The 25472-nt window shown below is 46.2% G+C and carries 17 protein-coding genes; 11 read left to right on the forward strand and 6 right to left on the reverse strand.

The features are described from left to right. Positions 1-4 precede the first annotated feature (4 nt). Positions 5-1252, forward strand: coding sequence for a glycoside hydrolase family 5 protein (locus BUC01_RS06040; RefSeq protein WP_073313043.1), 1248 nt, complete (start codon positions 5-7; stop codon positions 1250-1252). 86 nt (positions 1253-1338) lie between these two features. Beyond that, positions 1339-3561 carry a glycoside hydrolase family 3 C-terminal domain-containing protein gene (locus BUC01_RS06045; RefSeq protein WP_073313044.1) on the forward strand — a complete coding sequence of 741 codons (2223 nt, stop codon included), beginning with the start codon at positions 1339-1341 and terminating at the stop codon, positions 3559-3561. Between the two features lie 147 nt (positions 3562-3708). On the opposite strand, the gene BUC01_RS06050 is transcribed toward BUC01_RS06045, so the two are convergent. Next, complete coding sequence (locus BUC01_RS06050; RefSeq protein WP_025831224.1) at positions 3709-4143, reverse strand: DUF6078 family protein; 435 nt, start codon at positions 4141-4143, stop codon at positions 3709-3711. A gap of 946 nt (positions 4144-5089) precedes the next feature. Between BUC01_RS06050 and BUC01_RS06055 the strand changes: the two genes are divergently transcribed. The 7 genes from BUC01_RS06055 to BUC01_RS06085 all read left to right on the forward strand — a co-directional run bounded on the left by BUC01_RS06055 (position 5090) and on the right by BUC01_RS06085 (position 16234). After that, positions 5090-5659 (forward strand): DUF3575 domain-containing protein, encoded by a 570-nt coding sequence (locus tag BUC01_RS06055; RefSeq protein ID WP_025831225.1) that lies wholly within the window; start codon positions 5090-5092, stop codon positions 5657-5659. A gap of 10 nt (positions 5660-5669) precedes the next feature. After that, positions 5670-7187, forward strand: a complete 1518-nt coding sequence (locus BUC01_RS06060; protein WP_073313045.1) for a DUF3868 domain-containing protein — start codon at positions 5670-5672, stop codon at positions 7185-7187. A gap of 36 nt (positions 7188-7223) precedes the next feature. Continuing rightward, positions 7224-8924: an Mfa1 family fimbria major subunit gene (locus BUC01_RS06065; protein ID WP_025831226.1), complete on the forward strand. Its 1701-nt coding sequence runs from the start codon at positions 7224-7226 to the stop codon at positions 8922-8924. Between the two features lie 265 nt (positions 8925-9189). Beyond that, a complete protein-coding gene (locus BUC01_RS06070; RefSeq protein ID WP_025831227.1) occupies positions 9190-10188 on the forward strand; it encodes a FimB/Mfa2 family fimbrial subunit in 999 nt (332 codons plus the stop codon). Between the two features lie 3 nt (positions 10189-10191). Then, positions 10192-11298: a hypothetical protein gene (locus tag BUC01_RS06075; protein WP_073313046.1), complete on the forward strand. Its 1107-nt coding sequence runs from the start codon at positions 10192-10194 to the stop codon at positions 11296-11298. 45 nt (positions 11299-11343) lie between these two features. Beyond that, entirely contained in the window at positions 11344-12969 is a 1626-nt protein-coding gene (locus BUC01_RS06080; protein ID WP_073313047.1) for a fimbrillin family protein, read from the forward strand. 25 nt (positions 12970-12994) lie between these two features. Further along, on the forward strand, positions 12995-16234 hold the full coding sequence (locus BUC01_RS06085) for a fimbrial protein (RefSeq protein WP_073313048.1): 3240 nt from the start codon (positions 12995-12997) through the stop codon (positions 16232-16234). 85 nt (positions 16235-16319) lie between these two features. Here the strand turns inward: BUC01_RS06085 and BUC01_RS06090 are convergent, their stop codons facing one another. After that, entirely contained in the window at positions 16320-17282 is a 963-nt protein-coding gene (locus BUC01_RS06090) for a hypothetical protein (protein ID WP_073313085.1), read from the reverse strand. Between the two features lie 240 nt (positions 17283-17522). Then, a complete protein-coding gene (locus BUC01_RS06095; RefSeq protein WP_025831228.1) occupies positions 17523-18482 on the reverse strand; it encodes a hypothetical protein in 960 nt (319 codons plus the stop codon). Positions 18483-18830: 348 nt separating this feature from the next. Here BUC01_RS06095 and BUC01_RS06100 point away from each other — a divergent pair, with 348 nt between their 5' ends. Together BUC01_RS06100 and BUC01_RS06105 are read left to right on the forward strand one after the other, a co-directional pair. Continuing rightward, the gene (locus BUC01_RS06100) at positions 18831-19283 is read left to right on the forward strand and encodes a DUF4469 domain-containing protein (protein ID WP_073313086.1); all 453 of its coding nucleotides are present in this window, start codon (positions 18831-18833) and stop codon (positions 19281-19283) included. A 320-nt stretch (positions 19284-19603) separates the two neighbouring features. Then, on the forward strand, positions 19604-20077 hold the full coding sequence (locus tag BUC01_RS06105) for a hypothetical protein (RefSeq protein WP_025831229.1): 474 nt from the start codon (positions 19604-19606) through the stop codon (positions 20075-20077). Positions 20078-20800: 723 nt separating this feature from the next. Here the strand turns inward: BUC01_RS06105 and uxuA are convergent. The 3 genes from uxuA to BUC01_RS06120 form a co-directional block, all read right to left on the reverse strand. Further along, positions 20801-21970, reverse strand: coding sequence for a mannonate dehydratase (gene uxuA / locus BUC01_RS06110; protein WP_025831230.1), 1170 nt, complete (start codon positions 21968-21970; stop codon positions 20801-20803). 40 nt (positions 21971-22010) lie between these two features. Further along, complete coding sequence (locus BUC01_RS06115; protein WP_025831231.1) at positions 22011-22820, reverse strand: SDR family oxidoreductase; 810 nt, start codon at positions 22818-22820, stop codon at positions 22011-22013. Between the two features lie 303 nt (positions 22821-23123). Then, the gene (locus BUC01_RS06120; protein WP_073313049.1) at positions 23124-25457 is read right to left on the reverse strand and encodes an alginate lyase family protein; all 2334 of its coding nucleotides are present in this window, start codon (positions 25455-25457) and stop codon (positions 23124-23126) included. Between the last annotated feature and the right edge of the window lie 15 nt (positions 25458-25472).

A 25472-nucleotide genomic window follows, 5' to 3' on the forward strand; every position in this document is an offset into this window, starting at 1 on the left:
TACCATGTTCAAATCAATTTTAGTGGGTACATCCCTCCTTGCCGCCTCCCTGATGTTAGGCAGTTGCGGTGAAAAGGCAGAAAAGGCAGAGAAGCCTGCCGTGTTTATAACTATTCAAGGGCAAGACCTGATAAAGCCCGACGGTACAAAACTCTTTATAATGGGTACTAACCTGGGCAACTGGCTGAACCCGGAAGGGTATATGTTTAAGTTCAGCAAGACCAACTCGCCCCGTTTCATCAACGAAATGTTCAGCCAGCTGGTGGGGCCTGACTTTACCGCTGAGTTCTGGAAAGCGTTTAAGGACAATTACATCACCCGTGAGGATGTACAGTTCATCAAGAACACAGGTGCGAACACTATCCGGCTCCCGTTCCATTATAAACTCTTCACCGATGAGGACTTTATGGGACTGACCACCGCTCAGGACGGCTTTGCCCGTGTGGACAGTGTAGTGGAATGGTGTCGTGAAGCTGACCTTTATCTGATTCTCGATATGCACGATGCTCCGGGCGGACAGACTGGCGATAATATCGACGATAGTTACGGATATCCCTGGCTGTTTGAAAGCGAAACGAGTCAGCAATTGTATTGCGACATCTGGCGCAAGATTGCAGACCGGTATAAGAATGAGCCGGTCATCCTCGGTTATGAGCTTTTCAATGAGCCCATTGCCCCGTACTTCCCCAATATGGAAGAACTGAACGGTAAGCTGGAGGATGTCTATAAGAAGGGTGTTGCTGCTATCCGTGAGGTGGATAATAACCATATTATCCTGTTGGGCGGTTCGCAGTGGAACGGTAACTTCAAGCCGTTCAAGGACTCTAAGTTTGACGATAAGATCATGTATACCTGTCACCGCTATGGGGGCGATCCTACAAAAGAAGCTATCCAGAGTATTATTGATTTCCGTGACAAAGTGAATCTGCCGATGTATATGGGCGAAATAGGCCATAACACGGATGAATGGCAGGCCGCTTTCTGCCAGACGATGCGTGACAATAATATAGGCTATACCTTCTGGCCATATAAGAAGATGGACGGTTCCAGTTTCGTCGGTATTACTCCTCCGGAGAATTGGGCGAATATCGTTTATTTCTCCGAGGCTCCCCGTACATCTTATAAGGAAATCCGTGACGCACGTCCCGACCAGGCAATGGCTCGCAAAGCCATGATGGACTTTATCGAGGCATGTAAACTGAAGAACTGCGTGGTGCAGGAAGGATATATACAATCGTTAGGTATGAAATAATGGAGATACCCCCGTAAATCACACCGCTAAATTATCATTTATATTACGAATTAATTTTGATTGAGTACTTATTAATAAACATCAATATGAAGAAAGTATTATTCGGTTTGGCATTCGCTGTTGCCCTCCCGCTTTTTGCGCAACAGAAACCAGCTTATCTGGATGCGACCAAACCTATTGAAGAAAGGGTAGAAGATGCGTTGAAAAGGCTGACTATCGAAGAAAAGGTGGCCATGCTGCATGCGCAAAGTAAATTCAGCAGTCCGGGCGTGCCCCGCTTGGGCATTCCGGAATTCTGGATGACAGATGGTCCCCACGGCATCCGCCCCGAAGTTCTTTGGGATGAATGGGATCAGGCAGGATGGACCAACGACTCCTGTGTGGCTTTCCCGGCTTTGACCTGTCTGGCCGCTACCTGGAACCCCGATATGTCCATGCTTTATGGAAAAAGCATCGGTGAGGAAGCGCGTTATCGCAACAAGACCGTCCTTTTAGGCCCCGGAGTCAACATCTACCGTACACCGCTGAACGGACGTAACTTTGAGTACATGGGCGAAGATCCATATCTGGCTTCCCGCATGGTAGTTCCCTACGTGCAAGGCGTGCAGCAGAATGGCGTAGCTGCCTGTGTGAAGCACTATGCGCTGAACAATCAGGAAATCAACCGTCACACCACCAACGTCATCGTAGACGACCGTGCCCTTTATGAAATCTATCTGCCCGCTTTCAAGGCAGCCGTTCAGGAAGGCAAGACGTGGTCTATTATGGGTGCTTACAATCTGTATAAAGGCCAGCATGCCTGCCATAACCAATATCTGCTGAACGATATTCTGAAAGGCGAATGGGGTTTTGATGGCGTAGTCGTTTCCGACTGGGGCGGCACGCACGATACTGACCAGGCTATTATGAACGGCCTCGATATGGAGTTCGGCAGTTGGACGGATGGCCTTTCCAACGGGCATAGCAATGCTTACGATAATTATTATCTGGCCATGCCTTATCTCGAACGTATTAAGTCCGGTAAGGTAGGTACGAAAGAACTGGACGACAAGGTGCGCCGCATCCTGCGTCTGGCATTCCGCACTACGATGGATGCGAACCGTCCTTTAGGTTCCATACTTTCTCCCGAACATTATGAGGCGGCGCGCCGCATTGGTGAAGAGGGCATTGTGCTGTTGCAAAACAACGGTGGCGTATTACCCATCGACCTGAATAAAGCGAAAAAGATTGCCGTTATCGGTGAGAATGCCGTGAAGATGATGACCGTAGGCGGTGGCAGTTCCTCTTTGAAAGTGCAACGTGAACTTTCACCGTTGGATGGCATCCGGAAGCGTGTGGGCGATAAGGCGGAAGTGGTTTACGCCCGTGGTTACGTGGGTGATGCGACAGGTGAGTATAATGGTGTGGTAACGGGGCAGAACCTGAAGGACGACCGTACGCCTGCAGAATTGATAGCCGAAGCCGTAAAAGTGGCTGCGGATGCTGATTATGTAATCTTTATTGGCGGACTGAATAAGAGTAACAATCAGGATTGCGAAGATTCCGACCGCGAAAGTCTTGGTCTGCCTTACGCACAGGATGATGTCATCTCCGCTCTGGCAAAAGCCAATAAGAATCTGATTGTTGTGAATGTTTCCGGCAATGCCGTGGCGATGCCCTGGATTGCGGAAGTTCCTTCGGTATTGCAAGCCTGGTTCCTGGGCTCTGAAGCCGGAAATTCGATTGCCGCCGTATTGATGGGGGATGCCAATCCTTCCGGTAAGTTGCCTTTCACTTTCCCCGCCCGTCTGGAAGATGTACCGGCCCACAGCCTTGGCGAGTACTTTGGCGACCGTAGCAAGGAAGTGGTGGATATGAAATATAACGAAGGTATCTTCGTAGGTTATCGTTGGGCCGATAAACAAAAGAAGGTGAAGCCCTTATTCCCCTTCGGACACGGACTTTCCTATACGACATTTGCTTATGGTAAACCTGCCGCTGACAAGAAAGTGATGTCTGCCGCTGATCAGATTTCCTTTACCGTAACCGTAAAGAATACGGGTGACCGCGAGGGTCAGGAAGTTGTGCAGTTGTATATCAGCGATAAGAAGTCCAGTCTGCCCCGTCCCGTTAAGGAGCTGAAAGGTTTCAAGAAAGTGAAACTGGCTCCGGGCGAAGAGAAAGAAGTTACCTTCACCATCGACAAAGAAGCCTTGAGTTTCTTCGACGATGCCCAACATGCCTGGGTAGCCGAACCGGGTAAGTTTGAAGCCGTCATAGCAGCTTCGGCAGCGGATATAAAAGGCATTGTTCCTTTTGAATTAAAGTAGGAAAAGCACCCCTTATTTGTTCCATTTTGTTTCACTCAATTGGAACAAGATTTTCTTGCCTGAGAAACAAGATTTCCATCGAATAGAAACGACCGTTCCATAGGAGTGGAACGGTCGTTTCTATTCGATGGAACAATATACGCCCTTTTACCACTCGTATTGTTCTACGTATTCGTCATATACAGGCTCTTCGTTTATTCCCCATTTGAGGAATATCTGGCGGATACGTTCTTGTTCTCCGGGTTTGATGAGCCGTTCCTTGCGCCAACAGCGATAATAGGTGGCACGTTGCAGTTCTGCTATCATTTCGCGTTTGATACTGACGGCTTGGCTGTGTGGTATCTTGTCCAACAGATAGGTGATGCCGAGTGCGAACCGTTTCTTTTCGTCCGGCATGAAGTACGGGCAGGCGTCTTTGCAAGAGGCTATAAAGTTCGGATTTACGGTACTGATGGCGGGATATCTGGCCGGAACATAGGCTGTTACCATATATCTCAGGCATTTGGAAGCTTTTTTGCATTGCTTGTTGAGGCAATGGAGGAAAGTAAGCGGCACCTCGTTGTAGTTGAAGTCGGGACTCATGATTGCATTTTGTAAGTTTATAAAATAACGGTAAAGGTACTATTTGTTGGGGTAATAATCATTCAATATCGGAGAAATAATAGTTTTAATTTCTGATCGCCATTTCTTATCAGGGCATCCGCTTAATAATCTGAATAGGTCTCTTTCTTACACGGATATGAATCTTTTCACCACAGAGTAACACAGAGTATCACAGAGTTTAATCAATTTGAAATCAAAAGAATAGAACTCCGTGATACTCTGTGTCCTCTGTGGTGAAAACTCATTACTTTTTCAGTTTTGATACACCACAGATTACACAGATTTACACAGATTAGGGAAGATGTCTCTGATTATTAATAAATTAAATCTGTGCTAATCTGTGTAATCTGTGGTGAAATAATTCCTTTCTGTACTAGTTTTGAATCAAAAGCCATCTGTTCAGATTATTGAACGATACCCTCATCTCTTATAATTAAAGTAAGAATAAAAAGCCTTTAATGTAGTAATTATTACAAAATTGTTTCATTTGAAATCTTGCCTTTATTCCTTATGAAAGGCTCAAGAGATACTTGTAGGGCATGTCTTATCTATAAACTTGTATATTTATATATTATCAACTTGTATATATTGATAATCTTTCCTCTTTTCATATATTAAATAATTTGATTTTATTTCTCTCGTAAGTTTCGGATATTGAAACAATTGAATATTAAATATTCATATAGTGCAAATAAATGCCTCCATCATCTTCTTTTTTTTATTTCAGCAACTTCCCTACCGGGCAATCGCTTAATTAGTTGTCTCCTTACTTTTTTAGTGCCTATAACAGAAATAGATACAATTTATCGTCTCCCTTATTACTCCGATATTTGCATACTGAGATTTTAGGCTGTTTTCGGACGTTTCAGAGGTGAGAATGTGGATCCGGTTTATAAAATGATTTTATAATAAAAACGAGAATTGAATGAAGAAGATATTAGTATGCATACTATTCATATTGGGTTTGTTGCCGACTGAAAGTAAGGCTCAGAAGATTGCCGTAAAAAGCAACCTTCTTTATGATGCTACCACTACTATGAATCTCGGTCTGGAAGTAGCATTGGCACGCAAGTGGACATTGGATATTCCGGTCAATTATAACCCTTGGAAGTTTGATGATACCCGTTTGAAGCACTGGGGCATACAGCCGGAACTTCGGTACTGGTTCTGCGAAAGCTTCAACCGTACATTCATCGGGCTGCACGCCCATTACGCAGACTTCAATGTGGGCGGATGGCCCGACTGGCCGTTCGTCAGTGAGAACATGCAGAATATGCGCTATCAGGGGCGCTTGTATGGCGGTGGTATTTCGATAGGCCACTCATGGATATTGAGAAAACGCTGGAGTATAGAGGCTTCCCTCGGTTTGGGATATGCACGCATTGTGTATGAAAAGTATCCCTGTGCAACGTGTGGCACTAAACTGAAAGATACCGGCAAGAACTACCTGGGCCCTACTAAAGCAAGTGTGTCACTTATTTACGTAATTAAATAGAATGAGAAGGATGAAAAGAAATGTGCAATTCATCATATGGGTACTGACTGCCTTATGCCTGAATCTCGACGGAGTCATGGCTCAGGAACGCTCTTATGAAGGAGCTATCACTATAGAGCCTGTGCGACTGGAGCAACTGGGGGAAACTATCCATATAGATTTTGACATAGTGATGGATAATGTGAAGGTGAAATCATCTCATGGGGTGGACTTTATCCCGCAATTGGTTTCTCCCACCGTTACCTACGATCTTCCGCGGGTTTCCATCAAGGGGAAAAACGAGTATCTGGTTTATGAACGCAGGCTGGCGGTGATGAGCGCTAAGGCGAAGAAGAGCTACAAGGCACCTTATCTGATAGAGAAAAATCAGAAGAAGAAGAGTGGTGTTATTCGCTACCGATATACGTTGCCTTACGAGGCTTGGATGGCGAATGCCCGTCTGAACGTGCAGCGTGATGAGTGCGGTTGTGGCGAAAGCACACTGATGAATGTGGAGTATGCTTTTGATAAGGTTACACTCGAACGTATGCTGGTGCCGTATGTGGTGACTCCCTATCTCTCGTACGTAGAGCCTACGGTGGAGGAGATAAAGAGCCGTGATGTGCAGGCGGAATGTTTTCTGGATTTCGAGGTGAATAAGGTGAATATCCGTCCCGAATATATGAACAATCCTCAGGAACTGGCTAAGATACGTGCGATGATTGACGATCTGAAGTCTGATGCCAACGTGAAGGTGAAGCGTCTGGATATCATCGGCTATGCTTCTCCCGAAGGAACGCTGGAGGCGAACAAACGTTTGTCCGAAGGTCGTGCCATGGCATTGCGTAATTATCTGGCTGCCCGCTATGACTTCCCGCGCGACCAGTATTACATCATCTTCGGCGGTGAAAACTGGGACGGGCTGATAAAGGCGCTCGATACGTTTGAGATGGATTACAAGGACGAAGTGCTGGACATCATTACGAATATTCCTATTGAAAAGGGTAGGGAAACGAAGTTGATGCAGCTTCGTGCGGGAGTGCCTTACCGGTTTATGCTGAAACATATATTTCCAAGTCTGCGTGTAGCTATCTGTAAGGTGAGTTACGATGTGAGGAATTTCAATCTGGAGGAGGCGAAGGAGGTGATAAAGAAACGTCCGCAGAATCTGAGCTTGAATGAGATGTTCATGGTGGCCAATACCTATCCGAAGGGTTCGCAGGAGTTTATCGATATTTTTGAGTCTGCCGTCCGCATCTATCCGGAAAGTGAGATTGCCAATATGAATGCGGCTGCCGCAGCCCTTTCGCGCAATGACCTGGTTTCTGCGGAACGCTATCTGGAAAGAGTGAAGTCGGACGCTTGTCTACCCGAATATAACAATGCAATGGGAGTTTTACTATTAATGAAAGGAGAGTATGAATCATCGGAAAAGTATTTGAAGGCTGCCGAACAGTCGGGACTGGATGCGGCAAAGGGAAATCTGGAAGAATTAGCAAAGAAAAAGGCTAATGCGGCCGAGATAAAGAGAAGGAATAAAAGTGAGTAAATTATATATGTATTAATTCTAATAAATGTTTGTTTTATGCTAAAGATTAAATCTATTTTAGTGTCATTGCTGGCTGTTGCGGCATTGGCGAGTTGCTCAAAAGAGAATGACGAAAATGATTCAACGACACAGGGCTCCAATATGGATGTGGCTTATATGTCGCTGCGGATTAGTTTGCCTAGTCAAAAGGCGAATACTCGTGCGTCAGGAGAATTAGATCCTGAAGGAGCGGAGGGTGATATCAAGACTCTTCATGTTATTACATTCAATGATAGTAAAAAATTGGTGCATCATTCCAAACAGAGTCCGGTTATAGTTTTGCAGGGCACTAGTTTGACAGGTTCGGGTAATAGTAGAGGTACAAATGCCATTATGGTGAGTGCTGACACCAAGTTTCTGCTTGTAGTTGCCAATCCGGGTACGAAGCTGGCAGCCAGATTGGGAAGCATGACTTCTGGTTCCTCGTACGATGAGTTCAATGATATGGTTCAAACAGCACTTGCAGATCCCAATGACAAGCCCGAGACACTTGTAGGAGAAATTGTGGATAATACGAAAGGTTTTACCATGATTAATGCAGGTTTTTATAATGACGTTAGTGATGTATGGGAGCAAGGCTGCTTGCTTGATGTATCGGGTAATGTGGTTGTTTACGATGGCACCAATTATGCGGATGAAGATGCGGCTAAAGCTGCGGCAGAAGCTTCAGGTAAGAGGGCGACCTTGGATATTGAACGTCTTTCTGCAAAGGTGGAGGTATCTGTAAAAGATGCTTCTGAGTTGACGGTGCTGCCTGAAGGTGCAACATTCGAATTTCTGAATTGGACACTTGATTATTACAACAGTCTTTTCTTCCCGTTTGCTGAGAAATCTACAACTAAGGCGACTCATACCTCTGCTTTCTATAAAAATAATTTCTATACTACGGATCCGAACTTTGCAGATCCTGATCATAGAAATGGAATTACCCTAAATAAGGTTGTTGATCGTGCGCCTAATGTAACTTGGAAAAATAAGAGTGTAAGACCTGCAACTCCGGTTGTTGAATATTGTATCGAGAATACAATGGCTGATGGCGACCAAAAGTTTGGTGCAGCTACACGCATAGTAATTAAAGGAAAATATGCTCCTAAAGACTATACACTTGGAGAGGATTGGTTCTCTTATGCCGGCATAACCTATAAAGATCTTGACGAGATTCAGACAGCCTATAGTGATGCTAAAAAAGTACTTGATGATAGAGTTACTGAAATTGGGGGAGATCCGACTGCTGCAATGGATCAGGCGAAACTTGAATTTCCTGTAGAGGCCAAGTTCGTGGAAGTCTGTGACAATTTCCTTGGTGCAGTAAACGCTGCTCTTGCTCCAACTGCGATTGCTACTTTTGCAGATATTAAGCAAGATACTCATCTTGACGCTATTACTAATGGTGGTGAAATTGTTAAAATCGCTGATTGTATTAAATGGTATCCAAAAAGCATAAATTATTATTATTACGAAATCCGCCATGACAATACTAACGACGAATACATGTATTTCGGTAAATACGGTGTGGTGCGTAATAACTGGTATAGCCTTTCTTTGGGTAAGGTTAACGGTGCCGGTACACCATGGTATCCTGGTGGCGGTCCCGAAGATCCCGATCCTGAAACTCCTATCGATGAAAAGCCGGGATTCCTTGCTTTTGATATTAAAGTCGCCCCATGGGTATACTGGCAAACTGATTTTGAAATTTAATATACTTTTTATGAATATACGGGGCGGTGCGAACAGCCTGCCCTGTATTTTCTTTAAAAAACATTCCGTGCGGAACTTACTGCCGGAAAATTAGAACGAGCCGGTGACAGGCTTTCCAAAAACAGCACGTAACCCCCTCTGCGCATCCGGAATATATAAAATACGGAAAGCGCCCTAAAAGTGGAAATAACCGGAGGTCACTAAACACGGTCTCTGACAATATAATCGGCAGCCTTAAAAACGCTGTCCATAGAAGTAAAAAGATATGTTCGGAAAAATCAAATCGCTATTCCTTGTCATGATCTCGGTGCTGTACATCACCTCGTGTGATAGTATACGTGAAGACTTGCCCCGGTGTGAACTTTGGCTGGAATTTGTATTCGATTACAATATGGAATATGCGGATGCATTCAACCCGCAGGTTAAATCGGTTAATGTATTTGTGTTCGGCAGCGATGACAAACTGCTCTTTTCCAAGAGCGCTGAGGCTACAGCGCTGGTTGGTGGTAACCGGATGTCACTTACTGATGAACTTGAGTTCGGTAACTACAAAGTATTGACCGTTGGTGGTTTGTCTGATAGTTTTCATGTTCTGAACAATGTTGGTCATGACCTGGTTCCGGGAACAACCACCCTTCAGCAATTAGTTGTAGCCTTGAAGCGTGAGTCGGATATAGTTGATTTCGAGTTTTCGCATCTCTATTTTGGAGAAGTTGTAGAAGTAGATCACTTGCCATCCAATACCAGTCACAAGGTTTATCAGGTAGATCTGATACGTGACACCAATCGGTTTAATATCGCATTGATGGGGTATGAAGAAAGCGAAGTAAGCGGAACTCAATATACTTTTGAAATTCAGGCATCGGAAAATGCGGCTTATTCTTGGGAAAATGAACCCACAGGACAAGGACCGGTCATATATGCGCCTTACTATATTAGTTTGAGCGAAACTTCGGATGTGATAATGACTGCACGTCTGAACACCATGCGTCTGCTTAATAGGAATGAATTGGATTATAAGTTCATTATAAAGGATGCGGCTACCGGAGCCGGAATCTGGAGTTACAGCTTGATGAAGTTGCTGAACATTGCCCGGCCGGAATACCGTTATGATGGAACTGAACTTCCTTTTCAGGAATATCTCGACCGTCAGAGCGAGTGGAATCTGATATTTTCTGTTATCGAAAAACCAGGAGGAGGATTCCTCCAGATTGGTCTTGTAGTGGGACCTTGGATATACTGGTTTCATGATATCGAAGTGTAAAAAATGAAGATTAGACTATTACATATTATGTGTTTGGCATTTACAGTCCTTTTGTTCTCATGTAACAGAGATGCAGATGTACTCGATGAGATGCTTCCCATTACCCGGACACAGCTTGATATCGGATTGATAGACAGCGGGGATGAGGAACAGCAGGAGGAGATAAAATCCATTCGCTTTATCGTGTTCAGTAACGCGTCCGGTGACGTGAAACTGAATGTGAATAAGCGTGTCATATTGGATACTCCGGGAACAGCTACAGATATAGCTGCACAGTATCTGGAAGTGACACCTAACAATGATATTATGATAGTAGTCGTTGTCAATGAACCACAGAGTCTTACGAGTAAGCTTAATGATGTTACCAGTTCATGGACACTGCGGGATTTGGATTATGATATCGCTACCATATTGGACGGTGGGCAGATCAATTCTACGACCGGGATGCCTATGGTGGGAGTAATCCGGGATATATCAGTGGCTTCCGATGAAACCAAATCTGTAGAAATGGTAATCGAACGTGCCGTAGCCCGGGTAGATGTCTTTCTCGAAGCTATAGACGGCGGGGCGGTGACCGGATATACAGCCGGAAGCACCAGTGTCACTTTGCACAATCTCTCCAACGATAGTTATTTCGTGATGGGAAACGTGGACAATGGCACACGAGATAATGCCAATCCTTCGAAGAACTACGGTAAAGTGAAGGAAGACGTGCCGGAAAGCGATTTGTTACCGGGTACCTGGACGGCAACGGCATCAGAAACGTGGGCGTATTCATCGGCTGCCGGAGCTAAAAACCGGAAATTGCTTTGCTCGTTCTATACTGCCGAGCGCATATTCAAGTCGGATTATTCCGACCGGCTGGCTGTCAGTATGGCTAATGTCCCGAAAGGGCCTTCGGGCGTCACCGGGATCACTGAAAAGGTGATTGAAACCATAACGAAGGTTGATGATAAAGGTAGCCCGACAGCGCAGCCTTTTACGGAGATCCGACGTAACAACGTGTACCAGATAACGGCACGTGTAGGAAAGATCGGTATTCAGATACTGACGATAACCGTAGAAGATTGGGGTGAAAGGCAAGACATAGATTTGGATATGGATTTGTAATACCTTTCACTGCTTGTGTTTTTTTAATTTCGGAAAAGAAGTAAGATGATAAAGACTATAAATAATATCAGGATGATTATAACAGCGGCTATCCTTTCGGCTGTGCTCTTTTCGTGTATCGGCGAAGAGATGACGTGCGATAAGGAATTGATTGTTGTGCAACGTATCGGAGAAGGCGGCAATGTCGACACTCGTGGTACGGTTATCTCTTCGAATACCGACCTGAAAGGAGAAACATTTGGTCTTTTCGGTTCTCTGACACCCAATTCTTCTGCTCCTCAACAATATTTCAATGCAAGTGCCAGAGTAAACGCCGACCTGACCGCTACGATCTCGCCGCTGCAATATTGGCCCGGCTTGCAAAATGCGAGCATGAGATTCTTTTCCTGGTATCCGTTCAGCGGTGCGAATGTACCTACTACGGATTTCACCGACCCCAGCGAAATGGTGCTGAACTATACAGCGAATGCGGCAGCCTCTAATCATGTGGATGTATTGGCGGCTGTATCGGGACCTGCATGGGTGGAAGGTGTGAACATACACTTCTACCACACACTGACTAAGGTTACCTTTACCTTCAAAAAGGTAGCCCCGGTACCTGATGAAGTAACCATCGAGAAAATAGAGTTTCAGAATGTGGGACAAAGCGGCAAGCTCACTGTGGCTGAAATACCAACCACCACTACGAAAAATGGCAAACCGAAGTTTGTCTGGAGCAATGTGACCACCGGAAATATCGCTTCTACCCCCACCGGAAATAAGACGGTGACCGGGGATGCCACCTTGATTGGTGATACGTTCCTCATGTTACCGACCGACAACTTCTCTGCAACAGCCAAGATCGTTGTCACCACTAACTATGGCGATTATGAATTCCTGCTCAGCGAGATTGTCACTAAGAATCCACACTCTTGGGAGTCGGGAGAATACATCAACTATAACTTTACGATATCGAATGAGACCTATCAACTGTCAGCTACTCCGCTTGAGTGGGGTGAGAGTCCGGTGAATGTGATTTTCGACAAGCAGTATTATCTTAAATTGTCGCAGACTAAGGTGCAGACAGCCGACAAGCCGGCCACAGTCGATATAGAAGTGAAAACAAACTACGACGCGATTCCGAATACAGGTTATCTGCCGGGTGCGCAATTAGACACGGATGGCATGAAAACGTGGGCAACAGTCAATATGACGCAGACGTCCTTTTCGGAAGGTGTGTACACTTATAATGTCCACGTCTCGATGCCCAAATTTACTCCCAATCCCAAAGAAGGAGAAGAAGAAGAACGGTGGACGAGATTTTATATTAATGCAGGCAATCTGCATCATCTGGTGGCTGTACAGCAATGGAAAGAAGACGGAGAGTGGATGAACTATGATGTACAACTGGATGATAATGATGGAGGAACCGGGATTATGCAACGTCGCAAGATTGTTTTTACCTCGGGCAATCCGGGTTGGTGGGAGTGGAAAATAACCCAAGTGGATGATACTGACAATATTCTGCTCAATACTGAAACTATATTAGAGTCAATAGGTAAGAGTGGCGGTGCGGTTTATTTCTACTTCAAAGCGAACGCTGTGCCCGGTAAGAAGGCCACGCTTACACTGAGCAATACAAACGGAGACAATCCGGATATACCGGTAGAATTGACTGTACCGAGTATATGATATCTATAAGAAAGGAAATAAAAATATGCAATATAAGACTTTAATATTTAGAAAGAACTTTCTCTTAGCAGCCTTGTTGGCATCAGTATGGCTTACCGGTTGTGTACAAGAGGAGTTCGAGTCAATACCTCTTCAAACAGGAAATGGTGTCCGGTTCAGCCTGACGGTTCCCGACGTTGAAATGCCATCCGTATCTTCGCGCACAATGACCGGAACGGGAGTAGCCAAGAAGGAAGATGAAATAAAAACGGTAGATGTCCTTGTTTTTGATGCGTCGAAAACACCTGCGGTATATTTGGAATGGGTTAGTGGCACGGGAGTTACACAGGATTTGGCTAATAATAACTCTACGGTGAGTTTCTCTGCTGTGCTTTCTCCCACTACCGCATCAACCTGTATCGTGGTTGTGGCGAATAGGGAACTTGACGGTATTGCGTCGAAATTTAAGAAGGGAGAAACTACTAAAGTCCAGGCGATGGAAGCGATGCTCCATACCCGAATAAGTAAATGGACGGCAGACGGTTCGACTTCTGGCGGTTATACGCCGATTCCCATGTACGGGGAGATAGAAGTGGCGAAAATCACTCCTTCGATGAATCCCATAACAGGCATCAACATGAAACGTATGCTGGCTCGTATTGACATCCGTAACTCCGCATTGAACTTCACGGTGGAGGAGGTTTATCTGGCCAATTACAATACTATCGGATACATTGCCCCGGCATGGGATGCGGATGGAAAGCTTAAAGATCCGGCTCCGGATGATCCGAACCTTCCGGCCGACGGTGGCAAGAAGACGGAGGAAGGGGATGCAATTCTTTATTCCGTGAGTGGAAACACACCCTACAACGGTGAGATTTATACATTCGAAGCACCTGCTGCAGTGGATGCCGGCGGTGTGGGACAAGACGGAGCTTCGAGCCGTAAGGAAGCTGTTTGCCTGATTGTGAAGGGAAAGATCGGTAGCGGTAAATCAACTTTTTACCGTGTTGATTTCACAAAAACCGGAAAGATAGGGGCGGAGGTTGAATATCTGTCTTTGAAGCGAAACTATAAATACATTGTCACCGTAACGGAAGCCTCGGGCATTGGCTATGAAAGTTTCAGGGAGGCACTGGCATCCTATACAGTCATGTCCAATCTTAAGTTCCGGGTGATACATTATAACCGGGAGAAGGTCAAAGATGTAGTCTACAACGGGCAGTATATGCTTGGTGTGGGTGAATCGGAAATCAGTGTGACGCAGCACCAGAATAACGGATACGCTATCAACGTCTTTACCGACCACCCCGGTGGCTGGAAGGCTACTGTTACGGAAGGGAACGATTGGCTTGGCTTTTCTGCGGGAACTGCTACAGTGTCAGGTGTTGCGAACGAAGATACACAACTTTTGCTGAGAATTCCTTATTATCATAATGGAATTACCGGAACCACCCGCATGGCGACCGTCACTCTGACAGCAGGCCGGTTGACTTACGATATTAAAGTGACGCAGGGAGTGATAGACCCGGGAATCATCAAGTTTGTCGATGCATACGGGAATGAGTTGGAGAATGGGCTTTTCTTCCCGATCAGAAACCCTGACGGCGATGATCTTCCTATTGAGGCGCAGACGGTATATGTGATGTTTTCCGTGGATAAGATTGACGTCCAGCTTTATGGGAGTGTGGAACAGGCCAGAGTCCAGTATCCTACCGGTGGTCTGATCCCGCAATTGTATAGAGATAGCAGGAAGTCATTCACTGAAAAAGTACAGGCGTTTACCGTGCAGCCCAATCCGAGGCGTGTGGGCGACGGAACCAGTGAAAATACCGATGGCTGGTGGTGGCGTTGGGATAACCTCGTTTTCAATCTGTTTGATAAGGACGGCAGTTACCTTAACGAAATATCCCTTCCCATTAATCAGGGCGAATTGCAGTTCTCATTCCGATATTACTCTACTCTTGGTAATAGCCGTACCTATAAAGTACATTTAGGTGCGGAGCAATATCTGCAACTGTTTGTTAATAATAACTGGGCAATTGAGAATGTCGAGATACTGGATGTAGCCGGTGATGACGGTACCGGATTGATGCGGCCCGACGCGGATAATGATATAGTGGCGGGCAGAACGAATGCGGAGCCGAAGATGTATCAGGAATCTATTATAGACACTGATAATGATGGTAAGGGAAATGATGTTGTGAACCGTGGATATGACTTTAGACTAAAACTCAATCCCGGAAAATGGAAAGAAGGAAAAAGCGGAACGATAAGAATTACGTTCAGGAATGTAATGCATACGGTGGCAGGTGCATATTTCCCTTTTTATAGTACACTCGACCTTCAGATGGTGTCCGAAAAGAAGTCCTATACGACTGCCGGAGACCCTCTTTTCTATCTTTACCCAATTCGGCACGACAATCGGCTTCTTGCTACGGGTGGGCGGTACGAGGGACGTAAGGCAAGTGTTGCCGATGCACAAACTATATGTGAAAACATAGGTGATGGCTGGCGTCTGCCCACTGCAAGTGAATTGTTACTGTCGTTTGCCTATCTGGATGCTGTGGGTGGTGATGCAACAGGAAGTAATGCCGGGTATCAGCAGGATATACATGGGTGGTATCGGAACTGGAGTGGCAACTACTGGTCCTCGTCCTATTATTCGGAAGGAAGTCCCGGTGCGTATTTTGAACTGGGCTTTACGGTAGGGTATCCGCAATCCGGATCTACTACCAATTACTTCCGCTGTGTGAGAGATAACACCAATAGCGGAACAACGAAGTATCCTTATATTTCAGTGGCTACCTCAGGGGTTACTGTTGTTTCCCGCGATGCGAGTGGAGGAGTAGACCCCTCGGCGTTGCTTCCTTCAGGGGTAACTCCGGATAAGACTGAAGCGATGAACAAGGTTGCTCCGATGTTTCAGGTAGAGAACACCAGTGTTTACGGTAAGACCTGGCCAGAGGCAAAGGCTGCATGTGAAGCTAAGGGGAATGGTTGGCGTCTGCCTACACAGCGTGAGTTGTATTTGATTCACAGTTTGGGAGGTTCACTCTTTAGCCCCGATAATGAAGGTTTCGGTAGTACGATAAACTGGGGAACTGATTATCAGAAAATCGCTGCTGTACACTGGGCGCTGACTGAGTATGAAGGTAACTATTGGTTAGTTGGATACAACAGGAATGGTGACCGTGATCGTTATGAGTTCAGTGCATGGTCAGAGGCAGGATCGACGAACTGGGCCTGGCACCGTTGTGTGAGGACGGTAACTACAATCCCATAAAACTAAATGAGCTGTATCAGAATGCTTCCAAACAACATTCTGATACAGCTCATTCCTTTATAACCTTTTCCGTTACAGTACCTTCCTAAAGCATCTCAATAATGCTCCTCTGTTTCTCCAGAAACGCAATCCTCTGCGCCTCTCCACTTCCCGAAATCAGTGTCGAGTGTCTTTTCAGCGATTGAATCCAGTTCTTCTGCAGCTGGCAAATCTGCGGGCTTTGCGAATCCATCGAATTGATGGAATACACCCTGAAAAGGCTGATTTGGAAATCCCGGTTGCTCACATACGTATAGGTCGCTTCAAAATCGATGTTCGACAAATAGATGAACAGCTCATGCCCTTCACTATATTCCCCTTTCACTGACAAGTGCTCCAGGTCGATGAGCAACTGCTGCAACTCATTTTTCATATACATCACGTCCGAGGTGGATATCAAATTCAGCCCTGCAAAATACTTTATCTCCTTCACGAAAGATTGGAAGATGTTACTGTCCCATATAAAGAAAGTCTTTCTGGGTCTTTTCAGTCCCTCGCTTAATTTTTTGTGAGCGGTAATTATTTTATCGGGCACATGCATATCGCTCAGGGAATTGGGAGTCTTCACCTTTCCGTTCTGATAAATCCACCGGCACAGGCGGAACTTGGACAAGTACTCATAAGATGAGTAGAGGGTAAAGGGAACGGTATTGGTAGCCGAATATACCTCGGCGTTGCCATCCTCTTTCATCGAACTGAAGATTCGCAGATAGCGCTCAACGATTTCATGGTAACTTTCATACAGGTTGGGCGAATGCAATAGGTTCAGGTCGAAAGTGACCCGGTTCGATAGATGATTTCCGATAATCTGGTCGATGGAGATACCCAGGTTATGAGAAATTACGGCTATTTCATCAAAGGTAAATGCGACTTCCCCCCGCAATCTGCGGTAGACGGCTTCTTTCCCCATATATAACGTATCTGTCAGATAATTGGCTAAGTTCTGCCCTTGGGGAATCCTCTCCTTCATTTCATTAATCAACTCTTTTACAATGTAATTCTTTGCCATAGCCTCTTCTTTTTTGTTAATAATCAAATGTCATAGGTCGAATTTGTGACATATACAAATATAGAGCTTGTTAATGGAACTTTTGTGATTGAAATCATGTGAAGAAAACGCGCGTCTTTTCTATTTGAAAAGAATAGGATAGTGGATGGTTGAATGATGAAAAAAAACAGATAGGAGTTCTATCTGTTTCCGATATTAGAGAATAAATGCGTGAACAATTGCATTATACGGAAAGAGTGGTTACAATGTACCGATAATTTCTCGCTGTTGTTTAAAGAATTGAATGCGTTGCATCTCACCGCTTTCCGATATCAGCGTAGAGAACTTCTTCAACGACTGGATCCACTCCTTCAGCCCGCGGAACATTTCGCTATCCTGTGTAGTGATGGAATTGATGGAGTATATCCGGATCAGGCTGAGCTGTATGGTGTCCGTCTCCAGATAACTGTAAGTAGCCTCGAAGTTGATATTCGAAATATAGATTTTGACGTCGTTGCCCGTCTTGCTCTTCCCGCGGGTGGCCAGTTCTTCCAGGTCGTCCACCACCAAGAGCAGTTCCTCCTTAAGGAGGTTCTTGTCTTCATCGGATATGAGGTGTACGTCGCAGAAGTACTGGATGTCATTGACCAGATGGCTGAAAATCATATTATCCCAGATGTAATCTACGGAACGGATATGGGCTACCGCACTGGCATACTCCTTTTGCTTATCCACTATCTGCTGCGGGATTTCCATTTCTTCAAAGTGCCTGCACTTGATGTTTTGATTCTGATACATCCACTTGAACAGCCGGAATTTGGAGAGCATATTATAGTTCAATGAGAGGGTGAGCGGAATGATGTTGGATGAAGTCCCGATCTCCGAGTTCTCTTCTTCTTTCACTTTCCGGAACAGTTCCACCTGCTTTTCCAGGATGGAGTAGTAAGTTTCGAACGGCTGGCTGCCATCCACTATATTCATGTCGAATACGGCATTGTTCTGGAAGCTCACGCCTATCATCTTATCCAGCGATATACCCAGTTTACGGGATATAACGGCTGCTTCGGCCAGCGTGAAAGGTACTTCACCGCGGAGCCGGCGGTAGATAGCTTCTTTGCCTATATAAAGAATGTCCATTAAAGTATTGGCAAGATTTTCTTTGGATGGGAGTTTCTCTCTGACGGCATTAACTAATCCTGTATTTAACTCGTTTGTTATCATAATCTTCTGTCTGAGTTAGAGGTTTGTCTATTGTCTATTTAACACTTTTGGAGGGCTACTTGTTTCGAAAATCGTAACATTTCTTTTTTTCGGAAGGCGTATTTCCGAAAATTGTGTTTGATGAACCTTAGGCAGTCATATATAGAAAGCCGGATTGTTCTACATTTCTTATTACTGGCACGGAAGTGTATGCGTTGTGATGTAATTTTGTGAAGCAGTTTAATCCACCACAGAGGACACAGAGTTCACAGAGGTTTATGCTTCTGATTCTGGGATAATCTAACCTCCGTGACCTCTGTGTCCTCTGTGGTGAAACCTGCATTTACTAACTAATTGAAAGATATTGATATGATGAAAGATAAGAAGAAAATAGTGGCAGAGTTACACCATAAGAAGCAGGATAAGAATGAAGTTCCGATGCTTTTCGGGAAGAAAGTTCCTGTTATCAGTAGTGTATACGATCCGCTGACGGGCATGCGCGACGGCACCATTACTGCAAACGCTCCTGTTGTCATCACGGGTGAGAATCTGTGCTTATCTTCACTCGGAACCATATACCTGGGTCTTTCTCCCGTCTCCGATAAGGGCACATTGATACATGTAAAAAGAGTGTTTAAGTATACCGACACAGAGGTGTTGGTAATCCTGCCTGAATTGGAGCCGGGAGAATACTCCCCGGTTATGATGATTCACACGGGGGGGAAGGTGAACTTCACCTATACCTTGCCGGTATCGTGGAGAGTGCTCGACGAAAGATATGCAGCTCTCTTTGTAAGGAGGAGTTGCAGCGACTTAATTTGATGTTTTTTTAAGCTGAAAGTAAAAAACATAGAAGTATTTTGTTATTGAATATGAAAAAAACGTATCTTTGCAGGTGAACAAGTGACATATAGTATTGCGTATACATATATGTCCTCTTCCGGTTAGAGAAAAATGTGGGAGTTTTATCTGGCAATCGGATGAGCGTAGCCTGTATCAGTTCTTGGTACGGGCTTACTCTTCCTTTTGCTAGGGGTACCCACATACCTTCTCTAGGGGAAGACGTAATGCCCCGTACCTCTTGTAATAACCAGTTATAGCCGTATAGGGTTGATTTGAAACTTATTAATCAAACACTCTATATGGCTAATTGGCTTTCTGTAAGTTTGGCCGCTGAGAAATACGGCATATCCGAAGAGCAAATCCACGAATGGATAAGGCTCGGTTATCTGAGATGTTCATCTCTGGATAAAGACCCCTATGAGGACTCCGACCCGATGGTGGATGCGGAGGATCTTGAAAAATCCCTTGAGTTTAATTCAACGAAGTCTTACCCGGAAGATGACGCAACTGTCGAACGGGTTCCGAAAGAGCATTTGGACTGGCTTTATAAGGAAAATGCACGCTTAACAAAAGCCTATGATGATCTGCTGGAGGAGAACTACCAGCGTTCTCAGAGGGAGGCCAAGCTGCAGGCTGAATTTGAGAATATGGCGGACCTTACCCATAGAATCCTTTCATTAAACGAAAAGATACTGAATCATAATAGAGCGATAAAAGGCAAGAAAACATCTGCTTGGTCTTTCCTGTGCCGACTATTCCGAAAAGAGTCATAATAGGTAATTCCTCATCTAACCAATATATACCCTGTTTTTTTCTCAATCCTTTTTCATCTCGTGAGTGCGGAGTTCCTTTGGGAGCTTCGCATTCTTTTTAAGCTCTGATTCGTGCAGAAATGAAAGTCAGGTATTACGCTTTGTTCCTAACAAAAAGTAACCGGAATGATTCTTTTAATGACAAGGGCTTTTCCGGAAATCTCCGAAATAGAGTCCGGTTGCATAATTTATGGAATATAAATCCATGCTTTCTGCATAAAAGAGGCAGTATATACAATGCGTATGCAAGAATCTATGCTTCTTTCACCAAGGAACTATATATCTGACGTGAACAATCTATAGATGGGACGCGAACGATCTATATATCTGATGCGAACGGTCTACATATGGGAGACAAACGGTCTATATACGGGAGACGAACCATCTGTTTTCAACTGACAGACCGTCTGTTTTTCTTTTATTAGACTTGTCCTTATTTATGTATTCTTCTTTCAATCAGCAAGATGCTGGTTTCCGTTCGTTTCTTTTCGTCCTTCCCTGCACCGGGACGGAACTATCGCATTCTCGTTATGCATAAAAAGCAAAGTGTCACATCATGTCCATGAAACGACTTTTCTTTTAATTTATCGGTAAATTCACTGATAAAATGGTTTATAATAAGTTACGGGCTACAGGCACGAGTGATAAGTGCCTTGTAGCCCGTATTAATTATAAAGAGGCTTCTTAAAAGATAGACTTTGCGATGCCCATTTCCAGTCCGCGCAATTCTGCCAGTCCGCGCAGGCGGCCGATGCAGGAATATCCCGGATTGGTTTTCTTCTTTAGGTCATCCACCATCTGATGCCCGTGGTCGGGACGCATGGGGATAGATACTCCGCGACGTTGTTGCAGTTCGAGGAAAGCCTTCATGACGTGATACATATCTACGTCACCTTCCAGGTGGTTGGCTTCGTAGAAGTTGCCTTCTGCGTCGCGTTGCGTGCTGCGCAGGTGAACGAAGTTGATGCGGTCGGCAAATTGCTGCATGATGGCGGCACAGTCGTTGGCGCTGCTTACACCGAGTGAACCGGTGCAGAGGCAAAGGCCGTTGCTCTTGTTGGGAACAGCGTCAATCAAAGCCTGGAAATCGGCGGCGCTGCTCATGATGCGCGGCAGACCGAGGATGGAGCAGGGAGGATCGTCCGGGTGGATGACCAACTCTACGCCGGCTTCATCGGCAACCGGGGCGATTTCCTGCAGGAAGTAAATCAGGTTGGCACGCAGCTTCTCCGGAGTGATGTCCTTGTAGCGGTCCAGTTCCTGCTGGAATTGTTCCAGGGTGAAACTCTCTTCCGAACCGGGAAGGCCGGCAATCATGTTGCGGACAAGCAGTTGCTTGTCGGCTTCCGTCATTTGCTCGAAGCGGGCTTTTGCCTTGGCTTTCTCCTCGTCGGTGTAGTCGTTCTCGGCACCGGGGCGTTTCAATAGGAAGAGGTCGAAAGCAACGAAAGCGGCACGTTCAAAGCGCAGGGCACGGCTGCCGTCGGGCAGTTCGTAGGCAAGGTCGGTACGCGTCCAGTCCAGTACAGGCATGAAGTTGTACGTCACGATGTTTACGCCGCACTTACCGAGGTTGCGCAGGCTTTCCTTATAGTTATCGATGTATTTCTGGAAATCTCCCGTTTGGGTCTTGATATGTTCGTGCACAGGCACGCTTTCCACTACCGACCAGCGCAGGCCGACAGCTTCAATCATTTCCTTACGTTTCATGATTTCTTCTACCGTCCACACCTCGCCGTTGGGGATGTGGTGCAGGGCGTTCACGATGCCGGTTGCTCCGGCTTGCTTGATGTCCCACAGGCTGACCGGGTCATTAGGACCATACCAGCGCCAGGTTTGTTCGCATAATACCATACTTGAATTATTAATTATCAATTATTAAATATGAATCGGCTTAGATGGAGAAAGCGTCAAAACCGCCGTCTACTACCGACAGGGCACCTGTCACGAAGCTGGAAGCATCGCTGATGAGGTAGTGGATGGTTCCGAACAGCTCTTCCGGTTCGGCGAAACGTCCGCACGGAGTGTGGGCGATGATGGTCTTTGCGCGGTCGGTATATGAGCCGTCCGGGTTGGTCAGCAACGCACGGTTCTGGTTCGTCAGCAGGAAGCCCGGAACGATGGCGTTTACGCGAAGTTCGGGGCTGAATTTGGTGGCCAGTTCCGTTGCCATATAGCGGGTGTAGTTGGCAATGGCAGCTTTGGCAGAGCCGTAACCTACCACGCGGGTCAGCGGACGCAGGGCGGATTCGGAGCAGAAGTTTACGATAACACCTTTCTTATTCTTAGCCATTACGTCTACGAATGCCATTGTGGGCAGCACCGTGCCGAAGAGGTTCAGGTCCACTACCTTTCTGAAAGCGTCCACTTCCAGGTCGAGGATGGTCTTATCCGGGGCGATAGTGGCGCCGGCCATGTTTCCGCCAGCGGCGTTCAGCAGCACGTCGATGGTTCCGAAGCGTTCCAGTATGGCTTTCTTGTTCTCTTCCAGCACTTCTTTGTTCAGCACGTCCGTCATCAGGAACAGGGCTTCCGTCTTCTGGCTGAGTTCGGCTTCCAGTTCTTTACCGATTTCCTCCACGCGGTCCAGGATAACGATTTTGGCACCTTGTTCGGCGAGGTAATTGGCGATACTCTTTCCTAAGATACCGCAACCGCCGGTCACGATAATCACTTTGTCTTTAATGTCGAATAAGTTTTTCATGTCTTTTTCTTTTATAAAATGATTCTAAATCTCTGTGCTACAAAAATAGTGGAAAAGTAGTTCGCTTACCATACAAAACGTCTCAAAAAGATGAACTACTGTCTCAAAAAGTACTAATTATGCGAATTAGGAGTTGAAATTAACTCCTTTTTGTGCGGTTATGAATATATTTAGACACGGATTACACGGATTACACTGTTGCAGTATATAAAAACAACAGTGTAATCCGTGTAATCCGTGTCTAAAATCTCATTTATCATTTGTTTCATTTCTGCACCGTTATGAATCTGTTTCAACTATTAATTACTGCCCAAGAGCAGCTTTTCTTGCCAATGCTTCCAGATAATAATAGTCGGCATAGTTGATTGGGACATCTATTTCGTCCCCTCCCGGATGGTGTCCGGTGGAGTGGAGCAGGAGGAAGCCGTAGGTTGTTTCAGGTTCGGCACGGTAATGCTGGTTGAGGCTGTCCACTATCTTGTCGGCGATGTCCTGATAACGTTTGCCGTCTTCTGCCGAAACGTAGCCACGGAGTTCATACAAGGCTGATGCCATGATGGCACCGGCAGAAGCGTCACGGGGAACGTTGGGGATGCCGGGAGCTTTCATATCCCAATAAGGGATTAAGTCTTCGGGCAGGTTGGGCAGGCCGAAAAAGAAGTCGGCGATGTGGCGCGCCTGTTGCAGGTAGGCGGGGTTCTTGGTGAAGCGGTAACACATGGTGTATCCGTAAAGCCCCCATGCCTGTCCGCGGCTCCAGAAAGAGTCGTCGGCATAGCCTTGCGCGGTTTGCCGGGCACGGACTTCGCCGGTTTCGGGATCATAGTCCACTACATGGAAAGAAGAGTAATCCGGGCGGAAATGGTTCTTCATTGTTGTATTGGTGTGGTTGACGGCAATCTTCCAGTAGATGGAGTCGCCGGTCTCCTGGGTGGCCCAGAACAGCATCTCCAGGTTCATCAGATTGTCGATGATGACGGGGAACTTCCACTTGTCGCGGTTGTGGTCCCACGAACGGATGCTCTTTACCTTCTTGTTGTAGCGGGTTATCAGCGTCCGGGCGCTTTGCAGCACTACATCTTTGTAGGAACGTTCGCCGGTCAGCTGATAGGCTTTGCCGAAGCTGTTGTTCATCATGAAACCGAGGTCGTGGGTGCCTTTGTGCCATTTGGCTTCTTCTATCATCCAGGTGTTGCTGATGGCTTGCTGACGCCAGAAGTCATCGTTCGTGTAGGCATACATCTGCCACAGTGAACCGGGGAAGAAGCCTGAACACCAGTCGTGGGGATGTATCATCCTCAGTGAGCCGTCTTTGTTGAGGCTGCGCGGTGTGACGCGGTGCTTGCACTGGTTGTCCCCTTCTTTTCTGGCTTTATCGGCGCACTTCAGGGCAAACTGGAGTTGTCCGCAGGCGAAAGCATAGGCGTTGTCCACATCGTCGGCTTCTACCCATAGCAGGTTGAAGCGGTCTTTCCAGTTGATGATGCGGTGGGCTTTATAGAGTTCCAGGTAGTCTTTCCGTGCAGGGTTGAACAAGCTGGTGCGGTATAAATCTTTGCAGAACTCCTGCTGTTTATGTTCCCACTCGCTGATTTGACGGTAAGGCCAGTCTTTCACTTCTTTTCCCACGTAGGGAACCAGGAAGTCCATAGCTTTGTAGAAGTTGCGCCCGTCTGCCGAGGTGGCGTTGTCAATGGAGATTCCGATCTTCCGTGCCATCATGAAGATGTCGATGAAGTGAGACAGGTTGAACTGTGAGTAACCGAAGGCAAGGGTGCGACGCAGTTCGTGCGGTTGCTTTCCGTCCGGTTCTATCTGGGTGAAGATGCGCTTCTGGGGAATGGCATTGATGACTTCCTGCGCTACTTTCGTATTTCCTGCGTACAAGGCGAAAGCGATGACTTGTGCGTCGTGCGCCGTACTGTGGTTATTGGCTTGGCGTGCTTCTTCCTGTCCCTGCGGACTGTTCAGTATCCAAGTCAGCAACTTGCCGAACCATGCTTTCAGTTGCTTGGAATCTTTCGGGGTGAAGGCCTTTGACCCCTCCAGCAATTGCACGGCATCCAGCATCTCGACGAAGGAATAGGTATCGATGACCCCATAGCAACGCCCTTTATTGTTGTTGTGTCCCGGTATCATCTGGGCATATTCCAGGTTGGGATTCATGCGCGTATCCTTATTAAAGAACCATACGCGTATCAGTTCCGTAGCTTTTTGGGCATACTTCTCGTCACCGCTGAAGTACCAGGCAAGGGCAAGGGTGGTGACACGTTGGGCGGTTGCCCCGAGGCGGTTACGGTCCAGCTTGTTCAGTTCCGGGTTCGATTCACCGTCACGGCTGATGTAGGGCAGTCCGTCCGGTTTGGTCGGGTCGGGCCAGAAATAGCGTGCCTGACTCATGTAGTCATGCTTGTCTCCGCTGCCGGGTGTCTTCTCTTTCATCATGACGGACAAGGGCTGTGCGTCAAGCGTTCTTTCAGCATCCGTTATCAGTTCCTGATAAGCAGCCGAAAAGTACGGTTGATGTAATGATTGTTTTACTCTCTCCAGGTGTGCCTTGTCCCAGATGGACTGTGCATGTATGCTGCTTGCCGCAAGCATCAGACTGGTGATAATTAAGCAGATTTTAGCTCTCATGGCGTTTTTGTTTTG

Source organism: Bacteroides stercorirosoris (assembly GCF_900142015.1).
GTDB classification, from domain to species: Bacteria; Bacteroidota; Bacteroidia; order Bacteroidales; family Bacteroidaceae; genus Bacteroides; species Bacteroides stercorirosoris.

Excerpts from the sequence above, each read along its gene's own strand:
- BUC01_RS06040 (WP_073313043.1), top strand. The coding sequence starts at position 5 with ATGTTCAAATCAATTTTAGTGGGTACATCCCTCCTTGCCGCCTCCCTG.
- BUC01_RS06045 (WP_073313044.1), top strand. The coding sequence starts at position 1,339 with ATGAAGAAAGTATTATTCGGTTTGGCATTCGCTGTTGCCCTCCCGCTT.
- BUC01_RS06050 (WP_025831224.1), bottom strand. The coding sequence starts at position 4,143 with ATGAGTCCCGACTTCAACTACAACGAGGTGCCGCTTACTTTCCTCCAT.
- BUC01_RS06055 (WP_025831225.1), top strand. The coding sequence starts at position 5,090 with ATGAAGAAGATATTAGTATGCATACTATTCATATTGGGTTTGTTGCCG.
- BUC01_RS06060 (WP_073313045.1), top strand. The coding sequence starts at position 5,670 with ATGAAAAGAAATGTGCAATTCATCATATGGGTACTGACTGCCTTATGC.
- BUC01_RS06065 (WP_025831226.1), top strand. The coding sequence starts at position 7,224 with ATGCTAAAGATTAAATCTATTTTAGTGTCATTGCTGGCTGTTGCGGCA.
- BUC01_RS06070 (WP_025831227.1), top strand. The coding sequence starts at position 9,190 with ATGTTCGGAAAAATCAAATCGCTATTCCTTGTCATGATCTCGGTGCTG.
- BUC01_RS06075 (WP_073313046.1), top strand. The coding sequence starts at position 10,192 with ATGAAGATTAGACTATTACATATTATGTGTTTGGCATTTACAGTCCTT.
- BUC01_RS06080 (WP_073313047.1), top strand. The coding sequence starts at position 11,344 with ATGATAAAGACTATAAATAATATCAGGATGATTATAACAGCGGCTATC.
- BUC01_RS06085 (WP_073313048.1), top strand. The coding sequence starts at position 12,995 with ATGCAATATAAGACTTTAATATTTAGAAAGAACTTTCTCTTAGCAGCC.
- BUC01_RS06090 (WP_073313085.1), bottom strand. The coding sequence starts at position 17,282 with ATGGCAAAGAATTACATTGTAAAAGAGTTGATTAATGAAATGAAGGAG.
- BUC01_RS06095 (WP_025831228.1), bottom strand. The coding sequence starts at position 18,482 with ATGATAACAAACGAGTTAAATACAGGATTAGTTAATGCCGTCAGAGAG.
- BUC01_RS06100 (WP_073313086.1), top strand. The coding sequence starts at position 18,831 with ATGATGAAAGATAAGAAGAAAATAGTGGCAGAGTTACACCATAAGAAG.
- BUC01_RS06105 (WP_025831229.1), top strand. The coding sequence starts at position 19,604 with ATGGCTAATTGGCTTTCTGTAAGTTTGGCCGCTGAGAAATACGGCATA.
- uxuA (WP_025831230.1), bottom strand. The coding sequence starts at position 21,970 with ATGGTATTATGCGAACAAACCTGGCGCTGGTATGGTCCTAATGACCCG.
- BUC01_RS06115 (WP_025831231.1), bottom strand. The coding sequence starts at position 22,820 with ATGAAAAACTTATTCGACATTAAAGACAAAGTGATTATCGTGACCGGC.
- BUC01_RS06120 (WP_073313049.1), bottom strand. The coding sequence starts at position 25,457 with ATGAGAGCTAAAATCTGCTTAATTATCACCAGTCTGATGCTTGCGGCA.